The organism is Acidobacteriota bacterium, from assembly GCA_026707545.1.
Taxonomy (GTDB): Bacteria; Acidobacteriota; Thermoanaerobaculia; order Multivoradales; family Multivoraceae; genus Multivorans.
Map to the genome: position 1 here is coordinate 479004 of JAPOWR010000001.1, position 24138 is coordinate 503141.

26 protein-coding genes are annotated in these 24138 nt (G+C 68.3%); 14 read left to right on the plus strand and 12 right to left on the minus strand.

Annotated features, from left to right (window positions below):
- Window positions 1-8: 8 nt before the first annotated feature.
- From OXG83_01880 to cyoE, 7 genes are read left to right on the plus strand one after another with little or no spacing between them, the layout of a single operon-like run.
- Entirely contained in the window at window positions 9-788 is a 780-nt protein-coding gene (locus tag OXG83_01880; protein ID MCY3963761.1) for a DUF1080 domain-containing protein, read from the plus strand.
- Window positions 788-2764, plus strand: coding sequence for a thiamine pyrophosphate-binding protein (locus OXG83_01885; protein ID MCY3963762.1), 1977 nt, complete (start codon window positions 788-790; stop codon window positions 2762-2764). The genes OXG83_01880 and OXG83_01885 overlap by 1 nt, the downstream gene beginning before the upstream one ends.
- A 13-nt stretch (window positions 2765-2777) precedes the next feature.
- A complete protein-coding gene (map, locus tag OXG83_01890; protein MCY3963763.1) occupies window positions 2778-3524 on the plus strand; it encodes a type I methionyl aminopeptidase in 747 nt (248 codons plus the stop codon).
- A 29-nt stretch (window positions 3525-3553) separates the two neighbouring features.
- On the plus strand, window positions 3554-5398 hold the full coding sequence (locus OXG83_01895) for a carboxypeptidase-like regulatory domain-containing protein (GenBank protein MCY3963764.1): 1845 nt from the start codon (window positions 3554-3556) through the stop codon (window positions 5396-5398).
- Window positions 5399-5453: 55 nt separating this feature from the next.
- Window positions 5454-6635 carry a CoA transferase gene (locus tag OXG83_01900; GenBank protein MCY3963765.1) on the plus strand — a complete coding sequence of 394 codons (1182 nt, stop codon included), beginning with the start codon at window positions 5454-5456 and terminating at the stop codon, window positions 6633-6635.
- A 53-nt stretch (window positions 6636-6688) separates the two neighbouring features.
- Window positions 6689-7666, plus strand: a complete 978-nt coding sequence (locus OXG83_01905) for a COX15/CtaA family protein (protein MCY3963766.1) — start codon at window positions 6689-6691, stop codon at window positions 7664-7666.
- Complete coding sequence (gene cyoE, locus OXG83_01910) at window positions 7663-8550, plus strand: heme o synthase (GenBank protein ID MCY3963767.1); 888 nt, start codon at window positions 7663-7665, stop codon at window positions 8548-8550. Before OXG83_01905 ends, cyoE begins: the two co-directional genes overlap by 4 nt.
- 25 nt (window positions 8551-8575) lie before the next feature.
- On the opposite strand, the gene OXG83_01915 is transcribed toward cyoE, so the two are convergent.
- The 6 genes from OXG83_01915 to OXG83_01940 form a co-directional block, all read right to left on the minus strand.
- Entirely contained in the window at window positions 8576-9703 is a 1128-nt protein-coding gene (locus OXG83_01915; GenBank protein MCY3963768.1) for a CaiB/BaiF CoA-transferase family protein, read from the minus strand.
- A 5-nt stretch (window positions 9704-9708) separates the two neighbouring features.
- Complete coding sequence (locus OXG83_01920; GenBank protein MCY3963769.1) at window positions 9709-10389, minus strand: CoA pyrophosphatase; 681 nt, start codon at window positions 10387-10389, stop codon at window positions 9709-9711.
- Complete coding sequence (locus OXG83_01925) at window positions 10386-11441, minus strand: LLM class F420-dependent oxidoreductase (GenBank protein ID MCY3963770.1); 1056 nt, start codon at window positions 11439-11441, stop codon at window positions 10386-10388. Before OXG83_01925 ends, OXG83_01920 begins: the two co-directional genes overlap by 4 nt.
- Before the next feature lie 28 nt (window positions 11442-11469).
- Window positions 11470-12027: a hypothetical protein gene (locus OXG83_01930; protein MCY3963771.1), complete on the minus strand. Its 558-nt coding sequence runs from the start codon at window positions 12025-12027 to the stop codon at window positions 11470-11472.
- Window positions 12028-12102: 75 nt separating this feature from the next.
- The gene (locus OXG83_01935; GenBank protein MCY3963772.1) at window positions 12103-13047 is read right to left on the minus strand and encodes an SDR family oxidoreductase; all 945 of its coding nucleotides are present in this window, start codon (window positions 13045-13047) and stop codon (window positions 12103-12105) included.
- On the minus strand, window positions 13044-14414 hold the full coding sequence (locus tag OXG83_01940) for a UDP-glucose/GDP-mannose dehydrogenase family protein (GenBank protein ID MCY3963773.1): 1371 nt from the start codon (window positions 14412-14414) through the stop codon (window positions 13044-13046). The genes OXG83_01935 and OXG83_01940 overlap by 4 nt, the downstream gene beginning before the upstream one ends.
- A gap of 132 nt (window positions 14415-14546) precedes the next feature.
- Between OXG83_01940 and OXG83_01945 the strand changes: the two genes are divergently transcribed.
- Window positions 14547-14783 (plus strand): SEC-C metal-binding domain-containing protein, encoded by a 237-nt coding sequence (locus OXG83_01945; protein ID MCY3963774.1) that lies wholly within the window; start codon window positions 14547-14549, stop codon window positions 14781-14783.
- Here OXG83_01945 and OXG83_01950 read toward each other — a convergent pair whose 3' ends face one another.
- From OXG83_01950 to OXG83_01960, 3 genes are all read right to left on the minus strand, one after another.
- Entirely contained in the window at window positions 14784-15695 is a 912-nt protein-coding gene (locus OXG83_01950) for an SDR family NAD(P)-dependent oxidoreductase (protein ID MCY3963775.1), read from the minus strand.
- A 77-nt stretch (window positions 15696-15772) separates the two neighbouring features.
- Window positions 15773-16648: a MaoC/PaaZ C-terminal domain-containing protein gene (locus tag OXG83_01955; GenBank protein ID MCY3963776.1), complete on the minus strand. Its 876-nt coding sequence runs from the start codon at window positions 16646-16648 to the stop codon at window positions 15773-15775.
- A gap of 29 nt (window positions 16649-16677) precedes the next feature.
- Window positions 16678-17289, minus strand: coding sequence for a hypothetical protein (locus OXG83_01960; protein ID MCY3963777.1), 612 nt, complete (start codon window positions 17287-17289; stop codon window positions 16678-16680).
- 116 nt (window positions 17290-17405) lie between these two features.
- Between OXG83_01960 and OXG83_01965 the strand changes: the two genes are divergently transcribed.
- The 6 genes from OXG83_01965 to OXG83_01990 are packed head-to-tail and all read left to right on the plus strand — an operon-like array spanning window position 17406 to window position 22992.
- On the plus strand, window positions 17406-17744 hold the full coding sequence (locus OXG83_01965; GenBank protein MCY3963778.1) for a hypothetical protein: 339 nt from the start codon (window positions 17406-17408) through the stop codon (window positions 17742-17744).
- 19 nt (window positions 17745-17763) lie between these two features.
- Window positions 17764-18141: a hypothetical protein gene (locus tag OXG83_01970; GenBank protein MCY3963779.1), complete on the plus strand. Its 378-nt coding sequence runs from the start codon at window positions 17764-17766 to the stop codon at window positions 18139-18141.
- A 35-nt stretch (window positions 18142-18176) separates the two neighbouring features.
- Window positions 18177-19268, plus strand: coding sequence for an alpha/beta fold hydrolase (locus OXG83_01975; GenBank protein ID MCY3963780.1), 1092 nt, complete (start codon window positions 18177-18179; stop codon window positions 19266-19268).
- Window positions 19265-19846 carry a GNAT family N-acetyltransferase gene (locus OXG83_01980; GenBank protein ID MCY3963781.1) on the plus strand — a complete coding sequence of 194 codons (582 nt, stop codon included), beginning with the start codon at window positions 19265-19267 and terminating at the stop codon, window positions 19844-19846. Before OXG83_01975 ends, OXG83_01980 begins: the two co-directional genes overlap by 4 nt.
- A gap of 12 nt (window positions 19847-19858) precedes the next feature.
- Window positions 19859-21397 carry a long-chain fatty acid--CoA ligase gene (locus OXG83_01985; GenBank protein ID MCY3963782.1) on the plus strand — a complete coding sequence of 513 codons (1539 nt, stop codon included), beginning with the start codon at window positions 19859-19861 and terminating at the stop codon, window positions 21395-21397.
- Window positions 21394-22992, plus strand: coding sequence for a BCCT family transporter (locus OXG83_01990; GenBank protein MCY3963783.1), 1599 nt, complete (start codon window positions 21394-21396; stop codon window positions 22990-22992). Before OXG83_01985 ends, OXG83_01990 begins: the two co-directional genes overlap by 4 nt.
- A 54-nt stretch (window positions 22993-23046) precedes the next feature.
- Here OXG83_01990 and OXG83_01995 read toward each other — a convergent pair whose 3' ends face one another.
- The 3 genes from OXG83_01995 to OXG83_02005 form a co-directional block, all read right to left on the minus strand.
- Window positions 23047-23433 (minus strand): type II toxin-antitoxin system VapC family toxin, encoded by a 387-nt coding sequence (locus tag OXG83_01995; protein ID MCY3963784.1) that lies wholly within the window; start codon window positions 23431-23433, stop codon window positions 23047-23049.
- Window positions 23430-23678, minus strand: a complete 249-nt coding sequence (locus tag OXG83_02000; protein MCY3963785.1) for a type II toxin-antitoxin system prevent-host-death family antitoxin — start codon at window positions 23676-23678, stop codon at window positions 23430-23432. The genes OXG83_01995 and OXG83_02000 overlap by 4 nt, the downstream gene beginning before the upstream one ends.
- A 79-nt stretch (window positions 23679-23757) precedes the next feature.
- Window positions 23758-24129 (minus strand): hypothetical protein, encoded by a 372-nt coding sequence (locus OXG83_02005; protein ID MCY3963786.1) that lies wholly within the window; start codon window positions 24127-24129, stop codon window positions 23758-23760.
- Window positions 24130-24138: the final 9 nt, after the last annotated feature.

Sequence of the window (24138 nt, forward strand, 5' to 3'; positions counted from 1 at the left end):
ATGAACGGATGAAGAAGATGTTGACAGTTGTCGTTGCCATGGTGCTGGCGATCGGAGCGGTCGCCTGCGTCGAAGTTCGGGTGGGCGCGGCGGACGGTGCCGAGACCGAAGAGGCCGCGATCGGCGCGGCCCCGGCCCGAGCCGAGCTCAGCGCCGAAGAGGCGGAGGCGGGATTCCAGTCGCTCTTCGACGGCGAGTCGCTGGAGCACTGGCGCGGCTTCAGGCTGGACCAGGTGCCGGCCGGCTGGGCGGTGGCGGACGGCGTGATTCACTTCGTGCCACCCACCGGCGACGACGCGGGGCCGCGGGCCGATCTGATGACCCGGGAGCAGTACAGGAACTTCGAGTTCCGCTTCGACTGGGCGGTGACGCCGGGCGGAAATAGCGGCGTGATGTTCCACGTTTCAGAAGACGCCGGCGCGTCCTACTCAACGGGCCCCGAGTTCCAGATCCTGGACGACGGCGGGCACCGGGACGGTCAGCGCATGGAAACCTCGGCAGCCTCCAACTACGCCCTCCACGCCCGGCAGGGCGGCGAACTCGTGCCGGTCGGCGAGTTCAACACGAGCGCGCTGCGCGTCGAGGGCGCCGCGGTCACCCATTGGCTGAACGGCGAGAAGGTCGTGGAGTACACGCTCTGGGACGACGAGTGGAAGGAGCTCGTCGCGGCCAGCAAGTTCGCCTCGATGCCCGGCTACGGGATGATGGAAACCGGCCACATCGCGCTCCAGGACCACGGCAACGAGATCTGGTTCCGCAACCTCCGGATTCTTGTGCTTCCCGACTGATGGACGACCCCCGCGCCGCGTCGGACCTTCGGTGGTTCAAGGTTGCGGAACGGGATGAGCTGCCCGAGAACCGCGTCAAGACGGTGGTCGCGGGTAGCCGCTCGGTCTGCCTGACCCACTACGACGGGCAGTACGGCGCTCTGGACAACCGCTGCCCGCACCAGGGCGGTCCGCTCGGCGAGGGGTCGATCGAGAACGGCTGGCTCCGCTGCCCGTGGCACGGCTGGGACTACTGCCCGCTCACGGGCAAGTCGCCGGAGGGCTACGACGAGCGGGTGACGAGCTACGCGGTCGACGTGCGGACCGACGGCATCTACGTGGGTGTCGAACCCGAGGTCGAACGGGAGCGGACGGTCAGCGACGCGATGGTGGAGACCTTCGTCAACTGGGGCGTGACCCACGTCTTCGGCATGGTCGGCCACTCGAACCTCGGTCTGGCGGACGCGATCCGCGCGCAGTGCGAGACGGGCTCGCTCCAGTACGTGGGCGTTCGCCACGAGGGCGCCGCGGCGTTCGCGGCTTCGGCCTACGGCAAGCTGACCGGGAGGCCGGCGGCCTGTCTGACGATCGCCGGCCCGGGTGCGACGAATCTGCTCACCGGGATGTGGGATGCGCGCATGGACCGGGCGCCGATCCTGGCGCTCACCGGACAGGTCGACACCCAGGTACTCGGGCCGGGTGCCTTTCAGGAGGTGGATCTCTCCGCCGCCTTTGCCGGTGTCGCCGCGATGAGTCACGCCGTCTACCGGGACAGCCGGCACGTGGAGCTCGCGAACCTGGCGTGCAAGAACGCGATCCTCAAGCGGGACGTGGCCCACCTCATCTTCCCGGACGAGGTCCAGACCCTGCCCTCGAGCACCGAGGCCGGTTCGCCCGAGGGCCGGGTCACGCCTTCGGGCATCACGCCGCCGCCCGAGTCGGTCGAGCGCGCCCTGGCGCTGATCCGGGGCGCCCGGCGGCCGGTGATCATCGTCGGTCACGGCGCCCGGTTCGAGATGGAGGACGTCACGGCCCTGGCCGAACGCCTGAACGCGCCGGTGGTGACGACATTCAAGGCGAAGGGGCTGATTCCGGACGATCATCCGCTCGGGTGCGGCGTCCTCGGCCGGAGCGGTACGCCGGTCGCGAGCTGGTTCATGAACGAGAGCGATCTGCTCATCGTGTTCGGCGCGTCGTTCTCGAATCACACCGGGATCACGACTTTCAAGCCGGTCATCCAGGTCGACTTCGAGGCGATGGCGCTCGGCAAGTTCCACGCCGTCGACGTGCCCGTGTGGGGCGAGATCGGGATGACGGCGCGGTTGTTCGCCGAGGCGCTGGACCAGGGTGGCGCCGACACGGTGGATCAGCGCCCCGAGGTCGCCGAGCGGTGGCGGATCTGGCGACTGGAGAAGGAGCGCCGGCTCGCGGACGTGGGCGATGCGGGAGTAAGTTCCGCCGCCGTGTTCGCGGCGCTCAACCGGCGGCTGCCGGAAGACGCGATCATCGCGGTCGACGTCGGCAATAACACGTACTCCTTCGGCCGCTACTTCGAGTGCCGCCGCCAGGCGGTGCTCATGTCGGGCTATCTCGGGTCGATCGGGTTCGGCTATCCGGCGGCCATGGGCGCCTGGGCGGCGACGCAGACGACCGACGAGCGGTTTGCCGGCCGTCCCGTGGTGGCGATCACCGGCGACGGTGGCTTCGGCCAGTACCTGGGGGAAGTGATGACCGCCGTCCACCACCGGATGAACATCACCCACGTGCTGCTCAACAACAGCGAACTCGGCAAGATCTCGAAGGAGCAGCGGGCGATCGAACTGCCGGTGTGGATGACCGACCTGACGAATCCGAACTTCGCCGACTTCGTGACGAGTTGCGGCGGGCTCGGTGTCCGCGTCGAGGACGCGACGGAACTGGACAGCGCGCTCGAGCGGGCGCTGGAGCACGAGGGCCCGGCAACGGTCGAGATCGTTGCCGACCCCCTGCTGGTTTGAGACGGAGACTGCAATGACGATCGGCGGCCGCGAGGATCTGGAGGCCCTTCGCCGGGCGGGCCGGGTGGCGGCCCGCTGCCTGGCCCGGATGGGCAAGGCGGTCGGGCCGGGCATCACGACCGGCGAACTGGACCAGATCGGCCGGGCGTACATGGAAGCCCACGGCGCCCGTTCGGCGCCCGAGTTCTGCTACGACTTTCCGGCCGCCACGTGCATCAGCGTCAACGAGGAAGTGGCGCACGGCATCGCCGGCGAGAGGCACGTCGAGGCCGGCGACCTCGTTCATATCGACGTGTCGCTGGAGCTCGACGGTTACTTCAGCGACACCGGTGCGGCCTACGCCGTACCGCCAGTGACCGAGGAGCGGCGGCGGATGATCTCTGCCACCCGGCGAGCGCTGCGCTCGGCGATGCAGCAGGCCCGCCACGGCCGCCGGCTGCGCAACATCGGCCGCGCGATCGAGGACACGGCGACCAGGGCCGGCTTCGGTCTGATTCGCAACCTGGGCTCGCATGGCATCGGCCGCTCGCTCCACGAGGAGCCGAAGTTCGTGCCCGGCTTCGACGACCCGAACGACGACCGCTTCCTGCACGACGGGATGGTGCTGACGATCGAGCCGTTCCTGACCAACGGCCGCGAGCAGGCGAAGACCGCGAAGGACGGCTGGACGCTGCTGAACAAGCCCGGAACGACGACGGTCCAGTTCGAGCACACGATCGTCGTTACGCGCAAGAAGCCCCTGGTGATGACGTTGCCGTAGGGCGCCTGCCGCGGGGGAACGAGAGTGTGATGACACGGTGTCGCTGGCAGATCGCGGTCCTCGGGCTCGCGAGTGGGCTGCTCGTCCCGTCGGCGTCGCCGGCGCAGGAGCCGTCGTCGGCCGAGTCGGGACCGGCGGAGGGAGTCGCGAAGGTCGTCCTGAAGGCGGTGGTCTACCGCGAGGATCCGGCGAAAGTGACTCTCGTGACCACGAACGCGCACGGCGTCGAGCAGGAAGTGCCCCTCACCAGCGATCAGGTCTACGAGGTGTACCTGTTCGAGCCGGGGCCGTGGCGCGTGCGCCCCGCTTCGGGCAGTGGGTTCTGGGGTCGCGCGACCCTGATCGACCTCGACTCGGTGGCCAGCGAGGGGATCGCGTCCGTCGAGGGCGAGGCGGAGGTCCAGCCGGAGGTTGTGCCCGTGTTCGAGGTGCCGGTCTACGCGGCGGTAGAGGTCAGCGGCCGCGTGGTCGGCGCCTCCCGTCCGGGTGGAGTGCTGCGGATCGGGCTCGGTGACGTCGATCCTGAGAACACGGATCCGCGGTTTCACCTTCGCGGCGAGGTGGTCCGGTGCCCGGTCGGGGGAGACGGGCGCTGGTCGTGCGATTTGCCGGCCGCGCTCGTTCACCTCGTGTTCTGGCGTCCCGGACACTCTCCCGAGTACCGGTGGAACGCCTCCCTGCGCGGTCGGCGGCAGCTCGCCCTGGGAGAGCAGAGGCTCATTCCCGGAGCGAGTCTTGCCGGCTTCGTCGCTCCGGGACCGGGCTTTCAGGGCTTCGTGGACCACTGCGTGGTGCATGTCTCCACTGGCGATCCGGCCCTGTGGAGGACCGGTCCCGAGTCGGTCCTCGCGACGGTCGAGGTGGCCGACGACGGTTTCTTCCAGGCCCGGGGTCTTGCGGCCGGCAGGCGCTGGATTCAGGTGGACTGCGGCGATCGGGTCGCGGCCCGGGCGGGACCGTACGAACTGACCGAAGACGCCGAGACGTTCTCGCGCAGGCGGGTGCGGCTGGCGAGGAGCCACGTCCTGGACGTCTTCGTCCAACCGGGCGATCCCCCCTACGGCAGCCACTGGCTCGCCCTGCTCCGGCAGATCAGGGAGAACGACTCGCCGGGGTTCCGCTCCCGCTTCGTCCGGAGGGAGTACCCGCAACAGACCGCGGTGGTCGAGAACGGCCACGCGCGGTTCCAGGTTCCGGGAGACGGTGCGTTCGCCGTTGAAGTCCAGGATGCGAACGGGGGGTTGTTCGGGGAGCTGGACTATCTCGAAGTCGTGGGCGACCAGTCCGCCGTGGTCGAACTCGAGCTGGTGCCGGTCGTCGGACAGTTGACGCTGGAAGGCATTCCGCTCGAGGGTTACGTGTTCTTCGGCGGCCGCGGCGCGTCGCCGGACCTGACCTTCAGGACCGGTGAGGACGGGTGGTTCCGGGGCGCGTTGCCCGGGCGCGAGGACTGGCGGGTCGACGTGGTTTCGGCGGAGCAACAGGTCTCGCACTCGTTCCACGATGTCGATGTGCCGCCGAACGAACCCCTGACCCTGGAGATCGCCGACACGGTGGTCGAGGGCCGCGTCGTCTTCGCGGAGACCGGCGAGCCGGCCGCCGGCGCGGTCGTTCGCTTCGAGACGGCGGACGAGCGGATCGTGCATCAGACCCGCGCCGGCGACGACGGCAGCTTCTCGGCGCGGGGCGTGCCGGTCGGCTGGATCCGCATCTCGGCCTATCCGCGCGGCATGGGCGGATGGTTGGCGAGGGCCTCGGTGGAGGGGGTCGTGAGTCCGACCGCTTCGCTGACCGTGACCCTGCGGTTGCCGAAGTTCGACCTGGACTCCCTGCGACCGGGTGGGGCACGCGTGCCCCAGGTCGTCGAGCAGTAGCGCGCCGGACAAAGGTCGCCGACCGTTGCCGCGCCCGGTGGTACCCTGCGCCGCCATGGGTCCGCTGGACGGCTTCCGGGTGATCGAACTGGCGACCATGGTGTCGGCTCCGATCGCGACGATGCTCCTCGCCGACCAGGGCGCCGAGGTGATCAAGGTCGAGGCGCCGCCCCATGGCGACATCATGCGCCGCCTGGGGCCGCAGAGAGGCGGCGTCACGGCCGGCTTCGCGACGATCAACCGCGGCAAGCGGTCGCTGGCGCTCGACCTCAAGGAGGAGCGGGGCATCCGTCTGCTCCTGGACCTGGTCCGGACGGCCGACGTCTTCGTCCAGAACTTCCGGCCCGGCGTGATCGATCGTCTCGGGCTCGGTGTCGACCGGCTGCGGAAGATCAACGACCGCCTCGTCTACGTGTCGATCAGCGGCTTCGGCCAGGAGGGGCCCTACGCGCAGAAACGGGTCTACGACCCGATCATCCAGGCGCTGTCCGGCTTCGCGGACATCCAGGCCGATCGGGTCACGGGCGAGCCGAAGATGGTCCGCACGATCATTCCCGACAAGGTCACCGGACTCACCGCCGCGCAGGCCATCACCGCGGCGCTGCTCGCGCGCGAACGCACGGGCGAAGGCCAGCACATCGAACTGGCGATGCTCGATGCCACGATCTCCTTCATCTGGCCGGAGGGCTTCGTGCGCCAGATCCTGGTTGGCGGCGAGGTCGCCCACGGCCGGCCCGGATCCACCAGCGATCTGATCTACCGCACCGCCGACGGCTACATCACGGCCTCCACGATCTCGGACGCGGAGTGGGAGGGCATGGCGCGCGCCACCGGCCACCTGGAATGGCTGGAGGACGAGCGCTACAAGACGGCGGCGGGTCGGATCTCGAACGCCGACCAGCGGCTCGACATGGTCGGCGACGTGCTGCCGACGCGCACCTCGGCCGAGTGGATCGAGGCGCTCGAAGCCGAAGACGTTCCCTGCGCGAAGATCCTGAGCCGCAACGAGGTGCTGACCGACCCCCAGGTGATCCGCAACGAGTTGCTACGGGAGTTGGACCATCCCCAGGTCGGCCGCATGCGGGTGCCGCGGGCGGCGGCGAGGTTCTCGGGCACGCCGCCCGAGCCGGTCCCGCCGTCGCCGGTGCTGGGCGAGGCCGCCGACGACGTGCTGGGCGGCCTCGGCATCAGTTCCGAGGAGATCGACGAACTGCGTCGTCAGAAGATCGTCGGCTGAGGGTTCCCCGGGGGATAGAAGGCGGCGGTCTGCCCGGATAGAGTCCGCCGGTCGTGCGCTGGCTGCACTACTACCTCCGGCTGCTGGCCGCGGCGTCCCTGCTGCTGATCGCGGCGGGTGGTCTGGTGACCAGCACCGACTCGGGACTCGCCGTTCCCGACTGGCCGAACACCTACGGTCACTTCATGTTCGCCTTTCCGTTCTCCAAGATGGTGGGCGGCATCCTCTACGAGCACGGCCACCGCCTGATCGCGAGCGTGGTCGGGTTGATGACCATCGGACTTGCCGTATGGGCCTGGCGCGTCGAGACCCGCGCCTGGGTGCGCCGGCTGGCTTGGATTGCGCTCGCCGCGGTCGTGGCGCAGGGACTGCTCGGCGGCATCACGGTGATCTACCTGCTGCCGAAACCGATCTCCATCAGCCATGCCGGTCTGGCCCAGCTCTTCTTCGCCCTCGTCGTGAGCCTGGGCGTGTTCACGTCGCCGGGCTGGCGAGCGGGCTTCGGGCGCCGGGAACCGCTGGACGACCCAATGCTGGCCCGGTTGGCGCTGGCGGTTCCGGCTCTCGTGTACATCCAGATCCTCGTCGGTGCGACGATGCGCCACAACGACGCCGGGCTTGCCATTCCGGACTTCCCGCTGGCCTTCGGCCGGCTGCTCCCGCCCGAGTGGAGTATGGGCATCTCACTTCACTTCGCACATCGACTGGGCGCCCTCGCTGTGACCGTCGGAGCGGTGGCCCTGATCGTGCGGGTTCTCAGGGTCCATCGTCACCGCCTGGAGCTCGCCCGTCCGGCGCTGCTCCTGGGTACCGTGGTGCTCGCTCAGATCGGCCTCGGCGCCTGGACCGTCTGGAGCGGCCTGCAGCCGCACATCAACACCGCGCACGTGGCGACCGGTGGCCTGCTGTGGGTCGTTTCGGTGGCTCTCGCGCTGCGCGTGCACCGCGCCTGGTTCGGCGACGCATCGGCGATCCGGGCGAGCCGCTTCGTGCCGAGTACCGGCGACGCTCCCGGGCGGGCACCGGCGTGACGCTCCTTACCGCGGAAGCCGCACGGCCGAACCGTGCCGCTCTGTGGCTGGCACTGGCCAAGCCGCGACTCAACGCCCTGGCCGTTGCCACGGTCGGCATCGGCTACTACCTCGGGGCGGACGTGCTCGATCTGTGCGTCCTCGTCTCCGTGCTGGTCGGCTCCGGTCTCGTAGCCGCGGGCGGCGCCGCCTTCAACCAGGTCGCCGAGCGTGACCTCGACGCCCTGATGACCCGCACCCGGTCCCGGCCGCTGCCCCTGGGCGGCATCTCGCCGCCGGCGGGCCAGCTCTTCGCCACCGTTCTGAGCATCGGGGGCCTCACCGTGCTTGCCCTCGGTACGAATCTGATCGCGGCCTGTGTCGCCCTCGTAACGCTGGTCAGCTACGCATGGATCTACACGCCGCTCAAGCGCCGCACGTCCTGGGCCGTCCTCGTCGGCGCGGTGCCCGGCGCCCTGCCGCCGGTCATCGGCTGGGCCGCCGCCACCGGTGCCCTGACGATCGAAGCATGGCATCTCTTCGGCATCGTCTTCGCCTGGCAACTCCCGCACTTCCACTCCCTGGCCTGGCTCCACCGAGACGACTACGCGAGAGCGGGTTTCAAGGTGTTGGCCGCAACCGATCCGGACGGTGGCCGGACGGCAACGCACTCTCTCCTCTGGGCCCTCCTGCTGGCAGCCCTCTGTCTTCTCGCGTCCGCCATTGGCCTCACGCCTGCGGCCTTCGCCGTCGCGGCCGCCGCCTTCAGCGGCGCCTTCGTCCTGCTCGCCGCCCGTTTCGTCCTCGACCGCAGCCCCGCCCGCGCTCGAGCCCTCTTCCTCGGCTCCCTTGTCGTTCTACCGCTGATCTGGATCGCCCTGGTAACTGGCCACGCAACCCTGTAGTGGCTGTCGTCGGCGCGACGGAGGCCTAGCCGGTCCCGAACTCGGCGCGGATCGCGGCGCCGTGCTCGTCGAGTTCGGGAACAGGCGCCAGGCGTCTTCCCGGCTCGTTGGGAGCGGCAGCGGGTGCGACCATCTCGATCTCGGTGCCGTCTGGGAGAGGTTGCCTGGCCCGGCGGAGTTGCGGATGCCGCGACAGGGCGGCCACGTCGTTCAGGAAGCCGTAGGCGATGCGGGCCTGGTTCAGAGCGGCCTGGATCGAGGCCCGGTCGTGTCGCAGGAAGACGGCGCGGATAGCGGCTTCGACGGTGTCGCGGGCATTGGCACGGTCCACGTTCCGCGGGTAGGCCTCGGCCAGCTCCGGCTGGTCGAGAACCTCGTTGCACAGTCGCGCGAACTCGCGGTCGTTCTGGACACCGATCAGGACCGAGTCGCCGTCACCGAGCTGGAACAGGCCGTAGGGCACGATCGTCGGATGGCCGAGGCCGATGCGCGGCCAGTCGAGCCCCTGTTGCTCGAAGCTCAGCAGGGGCACGGCCATCCAGTCCGCCATCGTGTGGAAAAGGGTGGCCTCGACGTTGCGGCCGGCGCCGGTGCTCTCGCGCTCGATCAAGGCTTCGAGGATGGCGGAGTAGGCGTAGATGCCGGTCGCGAAGTCGCAGATCGACACGCCGACCCGACCGGGCTCCGGCGGCGAACCGGTGATCGATGCGACGCCGCTCTCGGCCTGGACCAGGAGGTCGTAGGCGCGCATCGACCGGTACGGACCCTCCTCGCCGTAGCCCGAGATGTCGCAGGTGATCAGCCGCGGATGGCGCTTGCCGAGTTCCTTCGACCCGAAGCCGGCGCGCGCGGCGGCGCCCGGAGCGAGGTTCTGGATGAACACATCCGCGCGTCCGACGATCCGTTCGAGCACAGTCCGGTCCTCGGCGTCCTTGATGTCGAGAACGATGGACTCCTTGCCGCGGTTCAGCCAGGCGAAGTAGGCCGAGACACCAGCGCTGCCGTCGTAGCCGCGGGCGAAGTCGCCGCCTTCGCGCTCGACCTTGATCACCCGGGCTCCGGCGTCGGCGAGCCGGCAGGTCGCCAGCGGCGCGGCCACCGCCTGCTCGATGGCCACGACGAGGACGCCGTCGAGAGGCCCGCCCGCGGTCACCGACCTCAGCGCCAGGCGAAGACGGGTTGTTCGTAGTGGGCCACGCGGACATCGTTGCCGCGGAGCACGACCTCGAGCATCTGGTAGACGATCGCCGCGGTCGGTGAATGGACGAGGCCGCCGCGGATCGGCATCGAGAGCACGGGGTTCTCGCTCTCCGGTATCTCACGCAGCACCGGCACGTCCGGGCGGTCCAGGTCGATCAGCGGGATCCGGTAGGCCCTGTAGACCTCTGCCGGATTCGGCGCCAGTTCGCGGTAGTCGTCGCACCAGAAGACGACCGGCGTGATGACGAAGCCGGAGCGGGTGCCGAAGTCGTCCAGGCGCCCGAGGACGGCGGACGCGTCGAGGTCCAGACCGACCTCTTCGTGGAGTTCGCGGAGAGCCGCCTGCTCGGGTGTCTCCGCCTCGTCGATCCGGCCGCCCGGGAGAGCCCACTGGCCGCGGTGTCGCCGCAGCCGGAGCGACCGCCGCGTGAGCAGAAAGCAACCGCGGCCGCCCTTGTCGGGCAGCAGCGTGACGGCGACCGCGGCGTGCGCGTTGGCCGGCGCCGCTCCGGTGTGGCCGGAAGCCTCCGCGGCCCGCGCGGCCGCGGCTTCCGGGTCGAGCGCGCGCTGCTCGAAACGCCCCAGGTTCCGCTCGGCGTGGGCGAGGAGTTCCGTGCCGTGCCGTGCCGGGAAGCTCATCCCTCGGCGGGAGCCTCCTTGCGAACCAGCTCCAGGAACCGTCCCAGGGTGTCGAGCCGCTCGCGCACCGTGGCTCCGGCCGGGTTGAGGCGCAGCGTGGTGACGCCGGCGTTCCGGTAGGCACGAATGCGCTCCCGCACGCGGCCCTCGTCGCCGATCAGGGTGTTGCCGAGCACCATCTCGTCGGGAACCCGTGCCGCGGCCTCGTCGCGCTTGCCGGAGATCCAAAGGGCCTGCACCTCACGGGCCGCTTCCACGAAGCCTGCCCGCCGGTAGGCGTCGTTGTAGAAGTTCGTCTGCGCCGATCCCATCGCGCCGAGGGTGAAGGCCATGGCGGGCTTGCGGCGGGCGGCCATCCGCTCCAGGTCGTCGCCGAACTCGACGTCGCCGCCGACCTGGATGTCGATGTCGCCGAACGACCTGCCGGTGCGCTCGGCGCCGGCGCGCATCGCAGGAAAGAAGGCGTCGGTGTGCTCCGGGATGAAGGACGTGCCGAGCCAGCCATCGGCAACCTCGCCGGTGTACTCCAGGGATTTCGGACCGAGGGTCGCAAGATAGATCGGCATCTCGGGTCGCGCGGGCTGCGACATGCGGATCGCCTTGCCCTCGCCGCCCGGTCGGGGCAGGGTGTAGTGCCTGCCGTCGTAGGCGATCTTCTCGCCGGAGAGGGCGATCTTCAGGATGTCGACGTACTCGCGGAGGCGGCCCAGCGGCATGGCGAAAGGCACGCCGTGAAGACCCTCGACCACCTGGGGGCCGCTGACGCCGAGACCGAGCACGAAGCGGTCCTTCGAGATCGACGCCAGCGACATCGCGGTCATCGCGGTCATCGACGGCGCGCGCGCCGAGATCTGCATGATGCCGGTACCGAGGCGAACGCGCTCGGTTCGCCCGGCGAGGAAGGCGAGCGGAGTCACCGCGTCGGTGCCCCATGCCTCGGCCGACCAGACATCGTCGATGCCCATGCGGTCCGCCTCGACGACGTACTCCGCCAGGGCGTCCCAGTTCGTTCCGGAGGCGTAGGCGCTCCCTATGCCGATCGCAGTCCGCATCGTTGCTTGCTCCTCTGTTGGGGCGGCGCTATGGATCTTCGGTCGCCCGTACGTGGTAGTACTTGCGCACGTCAGGACGGGGACTGTTGGCCGTGCGGCCGAAGGTCGTCTGGATCAGGTCCTGGCCGTTCTTGGAGATCTCCCAGACCTCCTGCACATCGGCCTCTACCGGGCCGATTTTGACCGTGTAGGCGATGTTGAGCTTCTTCTTGCGCCACCTGGCGCGCACTTCCCGTTGCCCGCCGAAGAAGTCCGGCGCCTGCTGAGGCTTGTTGTCGGTGATGTAGTTCGCCGGGACCTGGACGGACGTGTCCCAGTCCGGCGGGCGCAGCGTGAAGACCATCATGACGTCCTCGCCCACCAGGCTGATGTCGATCTTGGTCTCGGTCCGTTTCGTCGGCGGACTGCCGGGCGGTCGCCAGGGAGCGTCGCTGCGAGTCTCGTCCCTTTCCCAGGATCCGGCGAACCGTTCGTCCTGGGCGGCGGCGGGTGCCGGGTTGAGTGCCGCGATCAGGACGGCGGCGCCCAGAGCGGCGACGATCGGAATCGAACGATGGGAGGCATTCCGGCTAGTGGACGGGCTCATGGACGTCTCCTCGCGGTCGGCGGTGTCCACTTCGGCTGCTTGTCTGATGGAATCCAGTCCATCTTAGCCCGAGCGCTACTCGCCCAGCAGCGCGGCGAAGTAGCGGATCGTCTTGTCCAGCCCGGTCTCCAGGTCGACCTGGGGTCGCCAGTCGAGCAGGGCGGTAGCGCGCGCGATATCCGGTTGGCGCGTCTTCGGATCGTCGACCGGCAAGGGCTGGAACTCGATCTCGCTGCGGCTGTCGGTCAGGCGCTGGATGACCTGCGCGAACTGCAGCACGGTCATCTCGTGAGGATTGCCGAGATTGACCGGGTCGGTCTCGGACGAGTTGAGCAGACGCCAGACACCTTCGACGAGGTCGTCGATGTAGCAGAAGGAACGGGTCTGCTTGCCGTCGCCGTACACGGTCAGGGCCTTGCCCGAGAGCGCCTGGCGGATGAAGTTGGGAACGACCCGCCCGTCCCGGAGCCGCATTCGCGGGCCGTAGGTGTTGAAGATGCGGACGATCCTGGTGTCGAGGCCGTGGATGCGGTGATAGGCCATGACCATGGCTTCGGCGAAGCGCTTCGCCTCGTCGTAGACGCCGCGCGGACCGACCGGGTTCACGTTGCCCCAGTAGGACTCCGGTTGCGGATGGACCAGGGGATCGCCGTAGACCTCGGAGGTCGAGGCGAGCAGGTAGCGGGCGCCGTGGTGCTTGGCCAGGCCCAGCGAGTTGTGCGTGCCGAGCGATCCGACTTTCAGGGTCTGGATCGGCAGCTCCAGGTAGTCGACTGGGCTTGCCGGCGAGGCGAAGTGGAGGACGTTGTCGACGTCGGGACCCACGTAGACCGGCTTGCTCACGTCGTGCTCGATCAGCGTGAAGCGGTCATTGCCCTGTAAGTGCTCGATGTTCGCGGGGCTGCCGGTGATGAAGTTGTCGACGCAGTAGACCCGGTGACCCTCGTCGAGCAGTCGGGAGCAGAGATGGGAGCCGATGAAGCCGGCGCCGCCGGTGACCACGGAGAGCGGCGCGCTCACGAGGCCTTCACCCCCGCGGCCTCGACTGCCGGAGTTGAGACGGTCGGAACGGCTACCGGCTCGCTCTGTGGAACCGCGTCCGCCCGCCCGAGCGAGGAGTACCAGAGGCCTTCGGCGGCAACCCGCTCGGGCTCGTAGAGATTGCGCAGGTCGACGACGCGAGGCTGGCGCAGCAGCTTCTTCAGCCGGCCGAACTCGAGCGCGCGGAACTGGTTCCACTCGGTGAGAATGGCGAGCAGGTCGGCGCCGTCGGCGGCCTCGTACTGGTCGCCGCAGTACACGGCTTCGGGGCGGATCCGGCGAGCCTTGTCCATCGCGGCCGGATCGTAGACGCGAACCTCGGCGCCTCGGGCCAGGAGCTGGTCGAGCACGAACAGGGCTGGCGATTCGCGGATGTCGTCGGTGTGGGGCTTGAAGGACAGCCCGAGCAGGGCGACGGTGCGGCCTCTCGGATCCCCGAGCACGGACTCGATCTTGCCGAGCATCCGCTCCTGGATCCGGCGGTTGACCGCGAGCGTCGCCTCGACGATCTCGGCCCTTGCACCCGCTTCCCGGGCCATCGACACCATGGCCCGGGTGTCCTTGGGAAAGCAGGAGCCGCCGAAGCCGGGCCCGGGACGAAGGAACAGCGGCCCGATGCGCCGGTCAAGCCCCATGCCGTGGGCCACGACCTGGACGTCGGCGCCCGTCCGTTCGCAAAGCTCCGCGACCTCGTTGATAAAGGAGATGCGGGTAGCGAGGAAGCTGTTCGAGGCGTACTTGATCATCTCCGCGGTCTCGACATCGGTGACAACGATCGGTACTCCGCGGGCCCTCAGCGGTGAGTAGATGTCGAGCATGATGTCGGTGGCACGCTGGTCCCGGCTGCCGATGACCAGGCGGTCCGGGCGCATGAAGTCCTCGATCGCCGATCCCTCGCGTAGAAACTCCGGATTGCTGACCACGGAAAAGGTGCGGCCGTGGCCGATGATCTCCTCGATCATGCGGCCGGTGCCCACTGGGACCGTGCTCTTGGTGACGATCGCCTTGTAGCTGTTGAGCCGTCCGCCGATCGCCTGGGCCACTTCGCGCACGTAGCGGAGATCCGAAGAGCCGTCCTCTCGGGGCGGCGTGCCGACGGCGATGAACACGGCGGAAGCCGCTTCAAGGGCCGGTCCCAGTTCGGTCGTGAAGCTCAGGCGCCCGGCTTCCTCGTTCTTGGCGACGAGGGTGCCCAGGCCGGGCTCGTAGATCGGAATCCGGCCCGCCTGCAACTGGGCGATCTTCGACTCGTCCTGGTCGACGCAGACGACGTCCATGCCGAAGTCGGCCAGGCAGGCCCCCGTGACCAGGCCGACGTAACCGGAACCGACGACGCAGATTCTCACGCGATTCTCCTCAGATCCGGCAGCGTCCCCTGCACGGTTGGGCTGTAACATAGCAGCAGGTCGAGTGGGTCGCTTCCCCCGCCACGGGCCGCGGCGCGCACGGAGGACATCTCAGGCAACCAGGACGAGTCGATGAAGGGTGGACGAAGGCTGAGCAACGCGATCGCGACGCGGAAGTCGGTGGTTACCGCGCCGCGCCGGTTCAGCAAGGTGCAGCGCAACGAACCATGCCCGTGCGGCAGCGGCCGGAAGTACAAGGACTGCTGCTACAACAAGGGCGAAGCGTTCCTGCGGAAGCTGGAACGCCAGCGCTTCAAGGAGCAGCAGAAGGCGGACGGTACGCCCTGGTACGTGCGCTGGCTGACCTGATCAGGCTACCGGCGTCGGCTCGGCCTTCGCGTCGACCGCCGCGTCGTGCTCCTGCCTGGCCTTCAGCAGTTGCGGCATGATCAGGTCGATCTCGCGGTTGTTCCACATCCCGTCCTTGCTGAACTTCCGGATGACCTTGGGCTGCTGCATGATGCCGATCCAGCCGCGCATGACGTCGATGATCTGAGCGGTCGTGTCCTGACCGGCTTCCGAGGCCAGCCAGGCGCACACGGGAGCGATCTGGTTGGGGCTCTGTTCGGGGGCGTCCTCATCGATCTGCATTCCGCGCGAGGCCCGCAGTTCGGCCGTCATGCGCGTCGTGGCGCCGGGGGAGATCGTGTTCACGGTGCAGCCGTACTTGGCGAGCTCGAGCGCCAGCACGCGGGAAAGGCCGGCGATACCGGCCTTGGCGGCGGCGTAGTTCGACTGGCCGAAGTTGCCGTAGAGGCCGGATACCGACGAGAAGTTGATGATCCGGCAGCCCGGCCGGTTCGTCTCGCGGATGTACCGCGCGAAGGGCCGGCTGCAGCAGTAGTGGCCCTTGAGGTGGACATCCAGCACTGCATCCCAGTCCTCCTCGACGAGGTTGAAGATCGTCCTGTCGCGAAGGATGCCGGCGTTGTTGACCAGGATGTCCAGGGCCCCGAAGGCGTCGATGGCGGTCTGGAAGATGCTCTGTCCGCCCTCGACCGTGGCCACACTGTCGTAGTTCGGAACCGCCGAGCCGCCGGCGCCCTGAATCTCCTGCACGACCTCGTCGGCGATGCGCGAGCCGCCGGTGCCGTCGGTGGCGCCGCCGAGGTCGTTGACGACGACGTTGGCGCCTTCTTCCGCGAACTTGATTGCGATGCCCTTGCCGATGCCGCGGCCGGCGCCGGTGACGATTGCCGTCCTGCCTTCGAGGATTCCCATCTCGTGCTCTCTCCGTCGTTGTTCCAGTCGGTGTCGGGGCCGCGTACTCTAGCGCCTTCCGCGCCCCTGGCCGAGGCTCAGTCGATCACGGCGACACCCTGGCTCACCGCTTCCGCGCCTTCCTCGTTCAACACCCGGAAGGCGACCTGCCTGCCGCCGCCGTTCGTCGTGCCGGCCGATGCGTGCTCCACGACGATCCGCGTGCCCGGAATGACCATCGCCGTGAACCGGCCGTACAGTCGTCTCAGACGGAGCGGGTCGCCATCGCCGTAGGCGCGCAGCACTTCGCGCCCGGCGAGGGCCCAGGTCGCGGTGCCGTGGAGGATGATGTCGGGCAGGCCGGCCCGGAGAGCCACCTCGCGCTCGGTGTGGATCGGGTTCCAGATTCGGGCGCACTCCGTGTAGACGTGGGGCATCTCACGGGGCACGAAGATCTCGGCGCGGTTCGAGCCGGCGCCGTTCAGACGGAGCCGGGGCACCTCGGGCGCCTGCTCGATCCTGGCGCTGCGGCCTTCCGTTGCCACGCCGCGAAAGATGGAACGCGACCAGGAGGTGACGACGGGCCGGCCGTCGCCGTCCACCGTCTCCAGGCAGGTCGTCAGAAGGGCTCCGGCGCGGGTGGCCCGGACGGCTGCGTAGCGGCCGCGCGTGGTGAGCGAGTCGCCGGGCCGCATCGGCCGGTGGAAGTGGGAGTCCTGGCTGGCGTGGACGCCGCGGACCAGTTCGTCCGCCTCGCCGCCGAGGAGTTGACTGCCCCGGCCGTTGCTGACCACGGGCCACTCGAGAGACACGCAGTAGGAGGGCGGCGCCGCGATGCCTCCACCCCGGGCGTCGTCGAACACGGACTCGCAGGTGTCGCCGATCCCCGCGGCATAGGCGAGCGCGTCGCGCACGGTGATCCTGCGTTCGGAAGGCGGCAGACTCCGGCCGGCAGCGGCGGTGGAGATGGGCATCGAGCAGGGTCCTGCTTCGTCGCGCCGCGTCAGTCGCCGGAGCCGGCTAGGCGACGTTCAAGATCGAAGAGCCGGTTCTTCAGTTCGTCGAGTTCGGCCCGGGCGGCGCCGTCGTCCTCTTGCTGCGTTGCGGCAGACGCTTCCGGGTCGGAAGCGGTCGTCGCAGCTTCCCCGGGCCCCGGGGCGCTGCCGGGGCTTCGGCCGGCGCCGAACAGACCTTCCACTTGGCGGGTCATCTGCGCGTGCATCTGCTCGGCGATGGCGCGCGGATCCCAGAGTCGCATCCAGGACGGGTCGGGCGTGAACGGGCTTTGAGCCATCGTCTCGCGCATGCGCTCGTAGACTTCGCCAGCGCTCCTCAGGTACCACTGGAAGAAGTCCCTGCCGGCCTGGTCCCGAGCCCGCACCAGGTCACGAAGGAACTCCAGCGGCGGGCCCCGCTCCGGGTCCCTGGCTCCGTCGACGATGATCTGGGTCAGCACGTGCCGGGTCACGTCCTCGCCCGTCTTCGAGTCGACGACCTGAATGTCCTCGCCGCTCCGCACCATCTGGGCCACGCCGTCGAGGTTCACGTATCGGCTGTTGCGGGTGTCGTAGAGCCGCCGGTTCTCGTACTTCTTGATGACGATGGTGTCGGTCATGGGGTGGGGGTTGACACGATGCAGCATAGTGTGCAGGATTCATGCTGCACTGCACAAGAAACGTGCGACCACACGGACGTTTCGGACCACGGATCTTACCATTCAGGAGATTCCAGATGACGACAAGCACAGCAGCCAGCACGACGAACAGCCCTCTGCGGGCCTGGCGGGGATCGATGATCGACGCCAACCGCCGTGTGCTCGATTTCCAGAAGCGTGCGTTCGACACCACCTTCGACATGGTGGCGCAGATGCAGGAACGCCGCGAAGAGGCGATCGTGAACTGGGTCGAGAAGTCCGAGCGGATTCCCGCCGAGGCCAAGAGCCTGGTGCAGGAGTGGACCCGGCTGTTCCAGGACGGCCGCAGTTCCTACCGCGCCGCGATGGACTCGAGCTTCGGACTTGCCAACAGCTACCTCGACTCGCTCGCCCCGGAGGCGACCGAGGAGTCTTAAGCGGCTATCGTTCCCCGTCATGGCCGATAGCAAGCCCCCAGCTCCGCCCCCCGATCCCTTCGCCATGTGGCGGGAGTGGGTCACGAAGTCCGAGCATCAGATGAACGCGATGCTCAACGAGATGATGGGGACGGAGGAGTTCGCCCGCGCCTCGGGCAACTGGGTCGAAGCGATGACGATGTTCCAGCAGACGATGAGCGAGGGCGCCCAGCGCTACTTCGAGATGGCGGGCGTGCCCACACGGGCCGATGTCGCCGAACTCTCCGAGCGCCTGACGGCCGTGGAGGAACGGCTGCAACGGATCGAGGCGCTGCTCGCGGCAGCCGTCGGACGCAGGGAACAGCAGAACGAGGCGGTTCGCCCGGCGCGGACCCGGCGCCCGCCGTCCGAACGATGAGCGCCACCGCCGCGGGAGCCCGGACCGGCCAATCGGTGAACCGGCCGGCCCTGGACATGGCCGGCGTCGAGCGGAGCGTGCGGCGCGAGATGGAGCGCGCCTTCCGGCGCAGCGTCAAGGGTCTGGAGTACATCAGGACCGGAGACCCCGGAGTCGGGTTGACGCCGAAGGACACCGTTCACAGCAGGGGCACGCTTCGCCTGTACCACTACCGGCCGCGTGTGGACGAGGTCTACCGGACGCCGATCCTGCTGGTCATGTCGCTGATCAGCAAGCCATACATTCTCGACCTGGCGCCCGGGCAGAGCCTGATCGAGTTCCTGCTGGACCGCGGCTTCGACGTCTACATGATCGACTGGGGCACGCCCAGGCCGGAGGACAAGAGGCTACGGCTCGAGGACTACGTCCTCGACTTCATTCCGGAGTGCGTCGAAACGGTCCATCAGCGAAGCGGCGAGCCCGACGTGTCAGTCGTCGGCTACTGCATGGGTGGCCTGTTGGCTGCGCTGTACGGCGCTCTTCACCCGGACGTCTCGTCGGGCGGCCGGCTTCGCAACCTGGCCTGCTTCACCACGCCGGTGAACTACGACGGCATGGGTCTGTTCAGGACCTGGACCGACCCGGCGCACTTCGATGTCGACCGGATCGTCGACCGGCTGGGGAACGTCCCGCCCCAGATGCTGTATGCCTCGTTCAATGCGTTGCGGCCGGCGTCCCAGGTCGCGGGCCGGGTGCGGCTCTGGGACAACATGTGGAACGATGAGTTCGTCACCTCGTACCGCCGCCTCCAGCGGTGGGCGGCGGATCAGATCCCCTTCCCGGGGGAGTGCTTCCGGCAGACGACGAAGGAGCTGCAGCAACAGAACCTGCTGATGAAGGGCGAGTTCCAGCTCGGTGGCCGGTTGGTCGACCTGTCGAACATCCGCGTTCCGTTCATCCATGTCGTGGCGGAGCATGACCACATCGTGCCCTACGAGGCGGCGCGGGACCTGATCGGTATGGTCGGTTCCGAGGACAAGCAGGAGATCATGCTCAAGGGCGGTCATGTCAGTCTGGTCGCGGGCCGTAACGCGGTTCGGCGGCTGTGGCCGCGGCTCGAGGAGTGGCTCGCCGAGCGATCTGTATGAGCAGCCTGGGACAGGTGGCGAGCCGGCTCGGCGCGATCGACCTGACGGTGCGACCGATGAGCGCGGGAGACCGGACCGCCGTGCTGTCGTTCGCCGACGGCCTGCCGGATCACGATCTCCTGTTCCTGCGGCGCGACATCCGGGACACCGAAGTCGTCGACGAGTGGATCGCTGAGATCGAGTCGGGGCAGATCGTCACCCTGCTGGCGACCGTTGAGGACGAGATGGTCGGCTATGCCTCGATCGACCGCAGCCAGCTGCGCTGGTCCTCCCACGTGGCCGAGATCCGCGTCGTCATCTCCGAGACGGCGCGTGGCAAGGGTCTTGGGAGGCTCCTGGTGGAGCAGGCGTTCCAGGCGGCAGTTGCCGCCGGGATCGAGAAGCTCATGGCCCGGATGACTCCCGATCAGAAGGGGGCGGTCGCCGCGTTCGAGGGGCTCGGTTTCCGCCCGGAGGGGCTGATGAGGAACCATGTGCGCGACCTTGCCGGCGAAAAGCACGATCTGCTGGTCATGGCGCTCGACGTGGTCGACTTCCACGGCACGCTCGAGAGCTATGGTGTCGGCGAGAACACCTGAGGAGATGGGTAGATGCAAGACAACGCCGGACTCATCCTGACCAAGCGCGCCTCCCTGTCGCCGGACATGGAGGGCTTCGTCGACGTCGAGAGCGATCGCCGCTTCACGTTCACCGAGTGGAACCTCCGCTCGAACCGGACCGCGAACGCGCTCAGGGACCTCGGCGTGGGCAAGGGCGACCGCGTCGCGCTGCTGCTGATGAACAGCGTCGAGTACATGGAGACCTTCTTCGCGATCGCCAAGATCGGTGCCGTCTGCGTTCCGCTGAACTGGCGGCTGACGCCCGAGGAACTCTCCTTCATCATCCGCGACGCCGGCGCCGGGACGCTGATCTTCGGCGACGAGTTCCAGGCCCAGGTGCTGGACCTGATCGCGCGCGGCGGCGGCGAGAACGGCACGAACGTCACGAGGTGGGTCCACGTCGGCCCGGACGAGCAGCGGCCCGACGGCTGCCTCTCGTACCTCGACGCGACGACGGCGGCGAGCGACGCGGAGCCCGAGATCGCGGCCGCGGACAGCGACCTGCTCTACATCATGTACACGTCGGGAACGACCGGCCTTCCCAAGGGCGCGGTCCACACCCACGCGTCGGCGCTGTGGGCGTCCCTGACGATCATGGCAACCACCGATTTTCGTTACGGCGACCGCTTCCTGGTCTCCTTGCCGCTCTTCCACGTCGGCGCCCTGACCCCAGCGACCTGCAACGTGCACGCCGGCTGCACCAGCGTCGTGATGCGCTCCTTCGATCCCGTCAGCGTCTGGCAGTTGGTCAGCGACGAGAAGATCGACATCATGCTGAAGGTCCCGGCGATGCTCAACTTCATGCTCCAGGTCTACGACCCGGAGCGCTGCAAGCACGAGCGGCTCCGCTGGTGCATGAGCGGCGCGGCGCCGGTGCCGGTCAGCCTGATCGAGGCCTACGAGAAGCTCGGCATCGAGGTCCACCAGGTCTACGGCCTGACCGAAACCTGCGGCCCGGCCTGCATGATCTCGCCCGAAGACGCGATCCGCAAGGCCGGCTCCACCGGCAAGGCGTTCTTCCACACGTCGGTGCGGCTCGTCGACAACGACGGCGCCGACTGCGCCCCCGGTGAGGCGGGTGAGGTCCTGGTCGCCGGCCGCCACCTGATGAAGGAGTACTGGAACCGGCCGGAGGCCACGGCCGAGAGTCTCGTGGACGGCTGGTTCTACACCGGCGACGGCGCGGTGATGGACGAGGACGGCTTCGTCTACATCCAGGACCGGCTGAAGGACATGATCATCTCCGGCGGCGAGAACGTCTATCCCGCGGAGCTCGAAGAGGTCATCGGCCGCCACCCGAAGGTGCTCGAAGTCGGCGTCATCGGCCGCGAGAGCGAGAAGTGGGGCGAGTCCCCGGTCGCCATCGTCGTCCGCTCCGACGAAAGTCTGGAAGGCGAGGAGATCCTCGACTTCTGCCAGGACAAGCTGGCCCGCTTCAAGCAACCGGTCGCGGTCCACTTCATCGACCAGTTGCCGCGCAACCCGTCGGGGAAGATCCTCAAGCGGTTGCTGCGCGAACAGTTCAACTGAGTCGGCGCCCCCAGCTCCGCGTCGGGCAGGACAACATCACCCCGTTCGGGCTCGACATTCACCACCCGGTGTTCGTCGTCTCGGGTGCCGTGATCGTCCTGTTCGTCCTCGGCACGCTGGTCTTCCAGAGCCAGGCTGCCCAGTTCTTCAGCTGGTTGCTCCCGGCGATCATCGGCGCTTTCGACTGGTTCTTCCTGTCGGCCGGCAACGTGTTCGTTCTCTTCGCCCTGCTGCTCGTGTTCCTGCCGGTCGGCGGGGTGCGGCTGGGTGGCCCGGACGCGAAGCCGGAGTTCTCGTACCTGGGCTGGTTCGGGATGCTGTTCGCCGCCGGCATGGGGATCGGCCTGATGTACTTCGGCGTTTCGGAGCCGCTGTCCCACTTCGGCGCCGCCTTCCACGGGCCGGTGATGGACGGCGACGGGCTGCGCAGCGACGCCGCGCCGTTGGGAGGCGCCGCCGGTCACGCGATGGCCGCGCGCGACCTCGCGATGGCGGCGACGATCTACCACTGGGGCCTGCACCCGTGGGCGATCTACGCTGTGGTCGCCCTGGCGCTGGCGTTCTTCGCCTACAACCACGGCTTGCCGCTGACCCTGCGCTCGGCCTTCTACCCGATTCTGGGCGACCGCGTGCGCGGCTGGTGGGGACACCTGATCGACGTCCTGGCGGTGTTCGCCACCCTGTTTGGCTTGGCGACCTCGCTTGGACTGGGAACCACCCAGGCCCTGGCCGGCTTCAACCTGCTCTACGGCTGGGGTACTGGCGGTGTGGCCGCCGTGGTGCTGATCGGCGGCATCACGGCACTCGCCGTCGTTTCGGTCGTACGCGGTCTTGACCGCGGCATCAAGGTGTTGTCGGGAGTCAACATGACCCTTGCCCTTGCCCTGTTGCTCGCGGTCATCGTGATTGGCCCGACTGGCGAGATCCTGGTTGCCGCTGCCAGGGGTGCGTTGGCCTATGGCGCGAACCTGGTGCCCCTGGCGATGCCGTTCGGCCGTGAGGACCTGAGCTTCTCCCATGACTGGACCTCGTTCTACTGGGCCTGGTGGGTGTCCTGGTCGCCGTTCGTCGGCATGTTCATCGCCCGAGTGTCCCGCGGCCGGACCGTGCGCGAGTTCGTCGTGTGCGTGATTCTCATCCCGACGCTGCTGTCGATCGTCTGGATGGCGGCCTTCGGCGGCACCGCGATCTCCCAAAGGATCGCGGACAGCACGGCGCCGGTGGCGTCCGCGGCGCAGGAGGTCATGCTCTTCCGGATGGTCGAGCAGTTCCCGTTCAGCGCGGTGCTGTCGCTCGCCGGCATCGTCCTGGTGCTCGTGTTCTTCGTCACCTCGTCCGACTCCGGCTCGCTCGTCGTCGACACGATCACCGCGGGCGGCAAGGAAGACGTGCCGACCAGCCAACGGGTCTTCTGGGCCACCCTTGAGGGCGTGGTCGCCGCGGTCCTGCTCCTGGTCGGTGGCACCGGCGCGCTGGACGCCCTGCGGGCGATGACCGTCTCGACCGGCCTGCCGTTCACACTGGTGTTGCTGGCGATGTGCTACAGCATCTGGGTCGGCCTGTGGGCCGCGGTGAGGGAGAAGAGCGGCGCCTGACGGCCGGCGTATCCGGAGCCGGTCGATCGGTCTTTCGCTACGAGCTTCGGTTCACTACCAGAGGACCGGTGCCGGGTAGTTGGCGATCGCCGGATCTGGCGTCACGATGACGAGGTCGTGAAGGATCGCCTGGCACACCAGCCCCCGGTCGAACGGGTCTCGGTGGTGTAGCGGCAACAGGCACTCGCGGGCGGCGCTGGCTTCGTCGAACGCCAGGGGTTCGAGCTCCATCGCCTGGCGCCGGCTGCTCACATAGCGGGACGGGCTCTCCGGCAGCGGCAGACGGCCGAGACGGTGCTTGATGCTGATCTCCCAGGCGGAGAGTGCGCTCAGGTAGACCCGGTTTGTGCGGTCGCGGCATGCGGCCCGTGCTGCCTGTGAGAGCTGCGGATCGTCGGCGGCCAACCAGAGAAACGTGCAGGTGTCGACGAGGAGGTTCACTCGGAGTTCTTGCCGCCTTCGAAGGCTGCAAGAACGTCGTCCGGCAGCGGATCGAAGAACTCGGGGGGCACCGTCAGCCCGCGGTCCATCCCGACTGGCCGCCGTGAGGAAGGGCGCCCGGGAAGGGGGCGTATCTCTGCGATCGGGAGGTTGCGACGGCAGAGGAGGATCGTCTCCCCCCGCTCTACGCGCTCCAGGTACCTTGAAAGGTGCGTCTTCGCGTCGGAGATGTTGAGGCGCATCATGGTCTAGTAGTAGACCAGAAAAGAAACCAGATCTGCAACCTGGGCTGGCGTGATGCCGAGGTCGGTGGGGTTGACGGGTTCAGTCGGCTACAGGAGCCGGGAACTCCTCCAGGAACCAGAACTCTCCCTCTAGCGCACCGGCTTCCTCTCCGACTGCGGCGGCTTCAGGCGTCGCCATGTACGCCTCCGCCTTCGCCCGATCCTCGACGCCGAGGATGAAGAACACCTCGTCCGCGTTGTCGGCTGAGCGCCACACGTGCTTGACCGACAGACCCGCGGCCAGTCCGGCCGCCTCCTGCTCGTCGAAGACCTTCTTCCAGTGGTCGATGTCCTTTACGCGGTTGCGAACGAGCAGCACCATCGTTCCGTTCTCCTCTTCCGAGTCGTCCCATTCGACGCGACGGAGAGTACGCTGCGCCGCCGCGGCGACGAACGGGTCCACGGTCTCCATGGGCGGCCG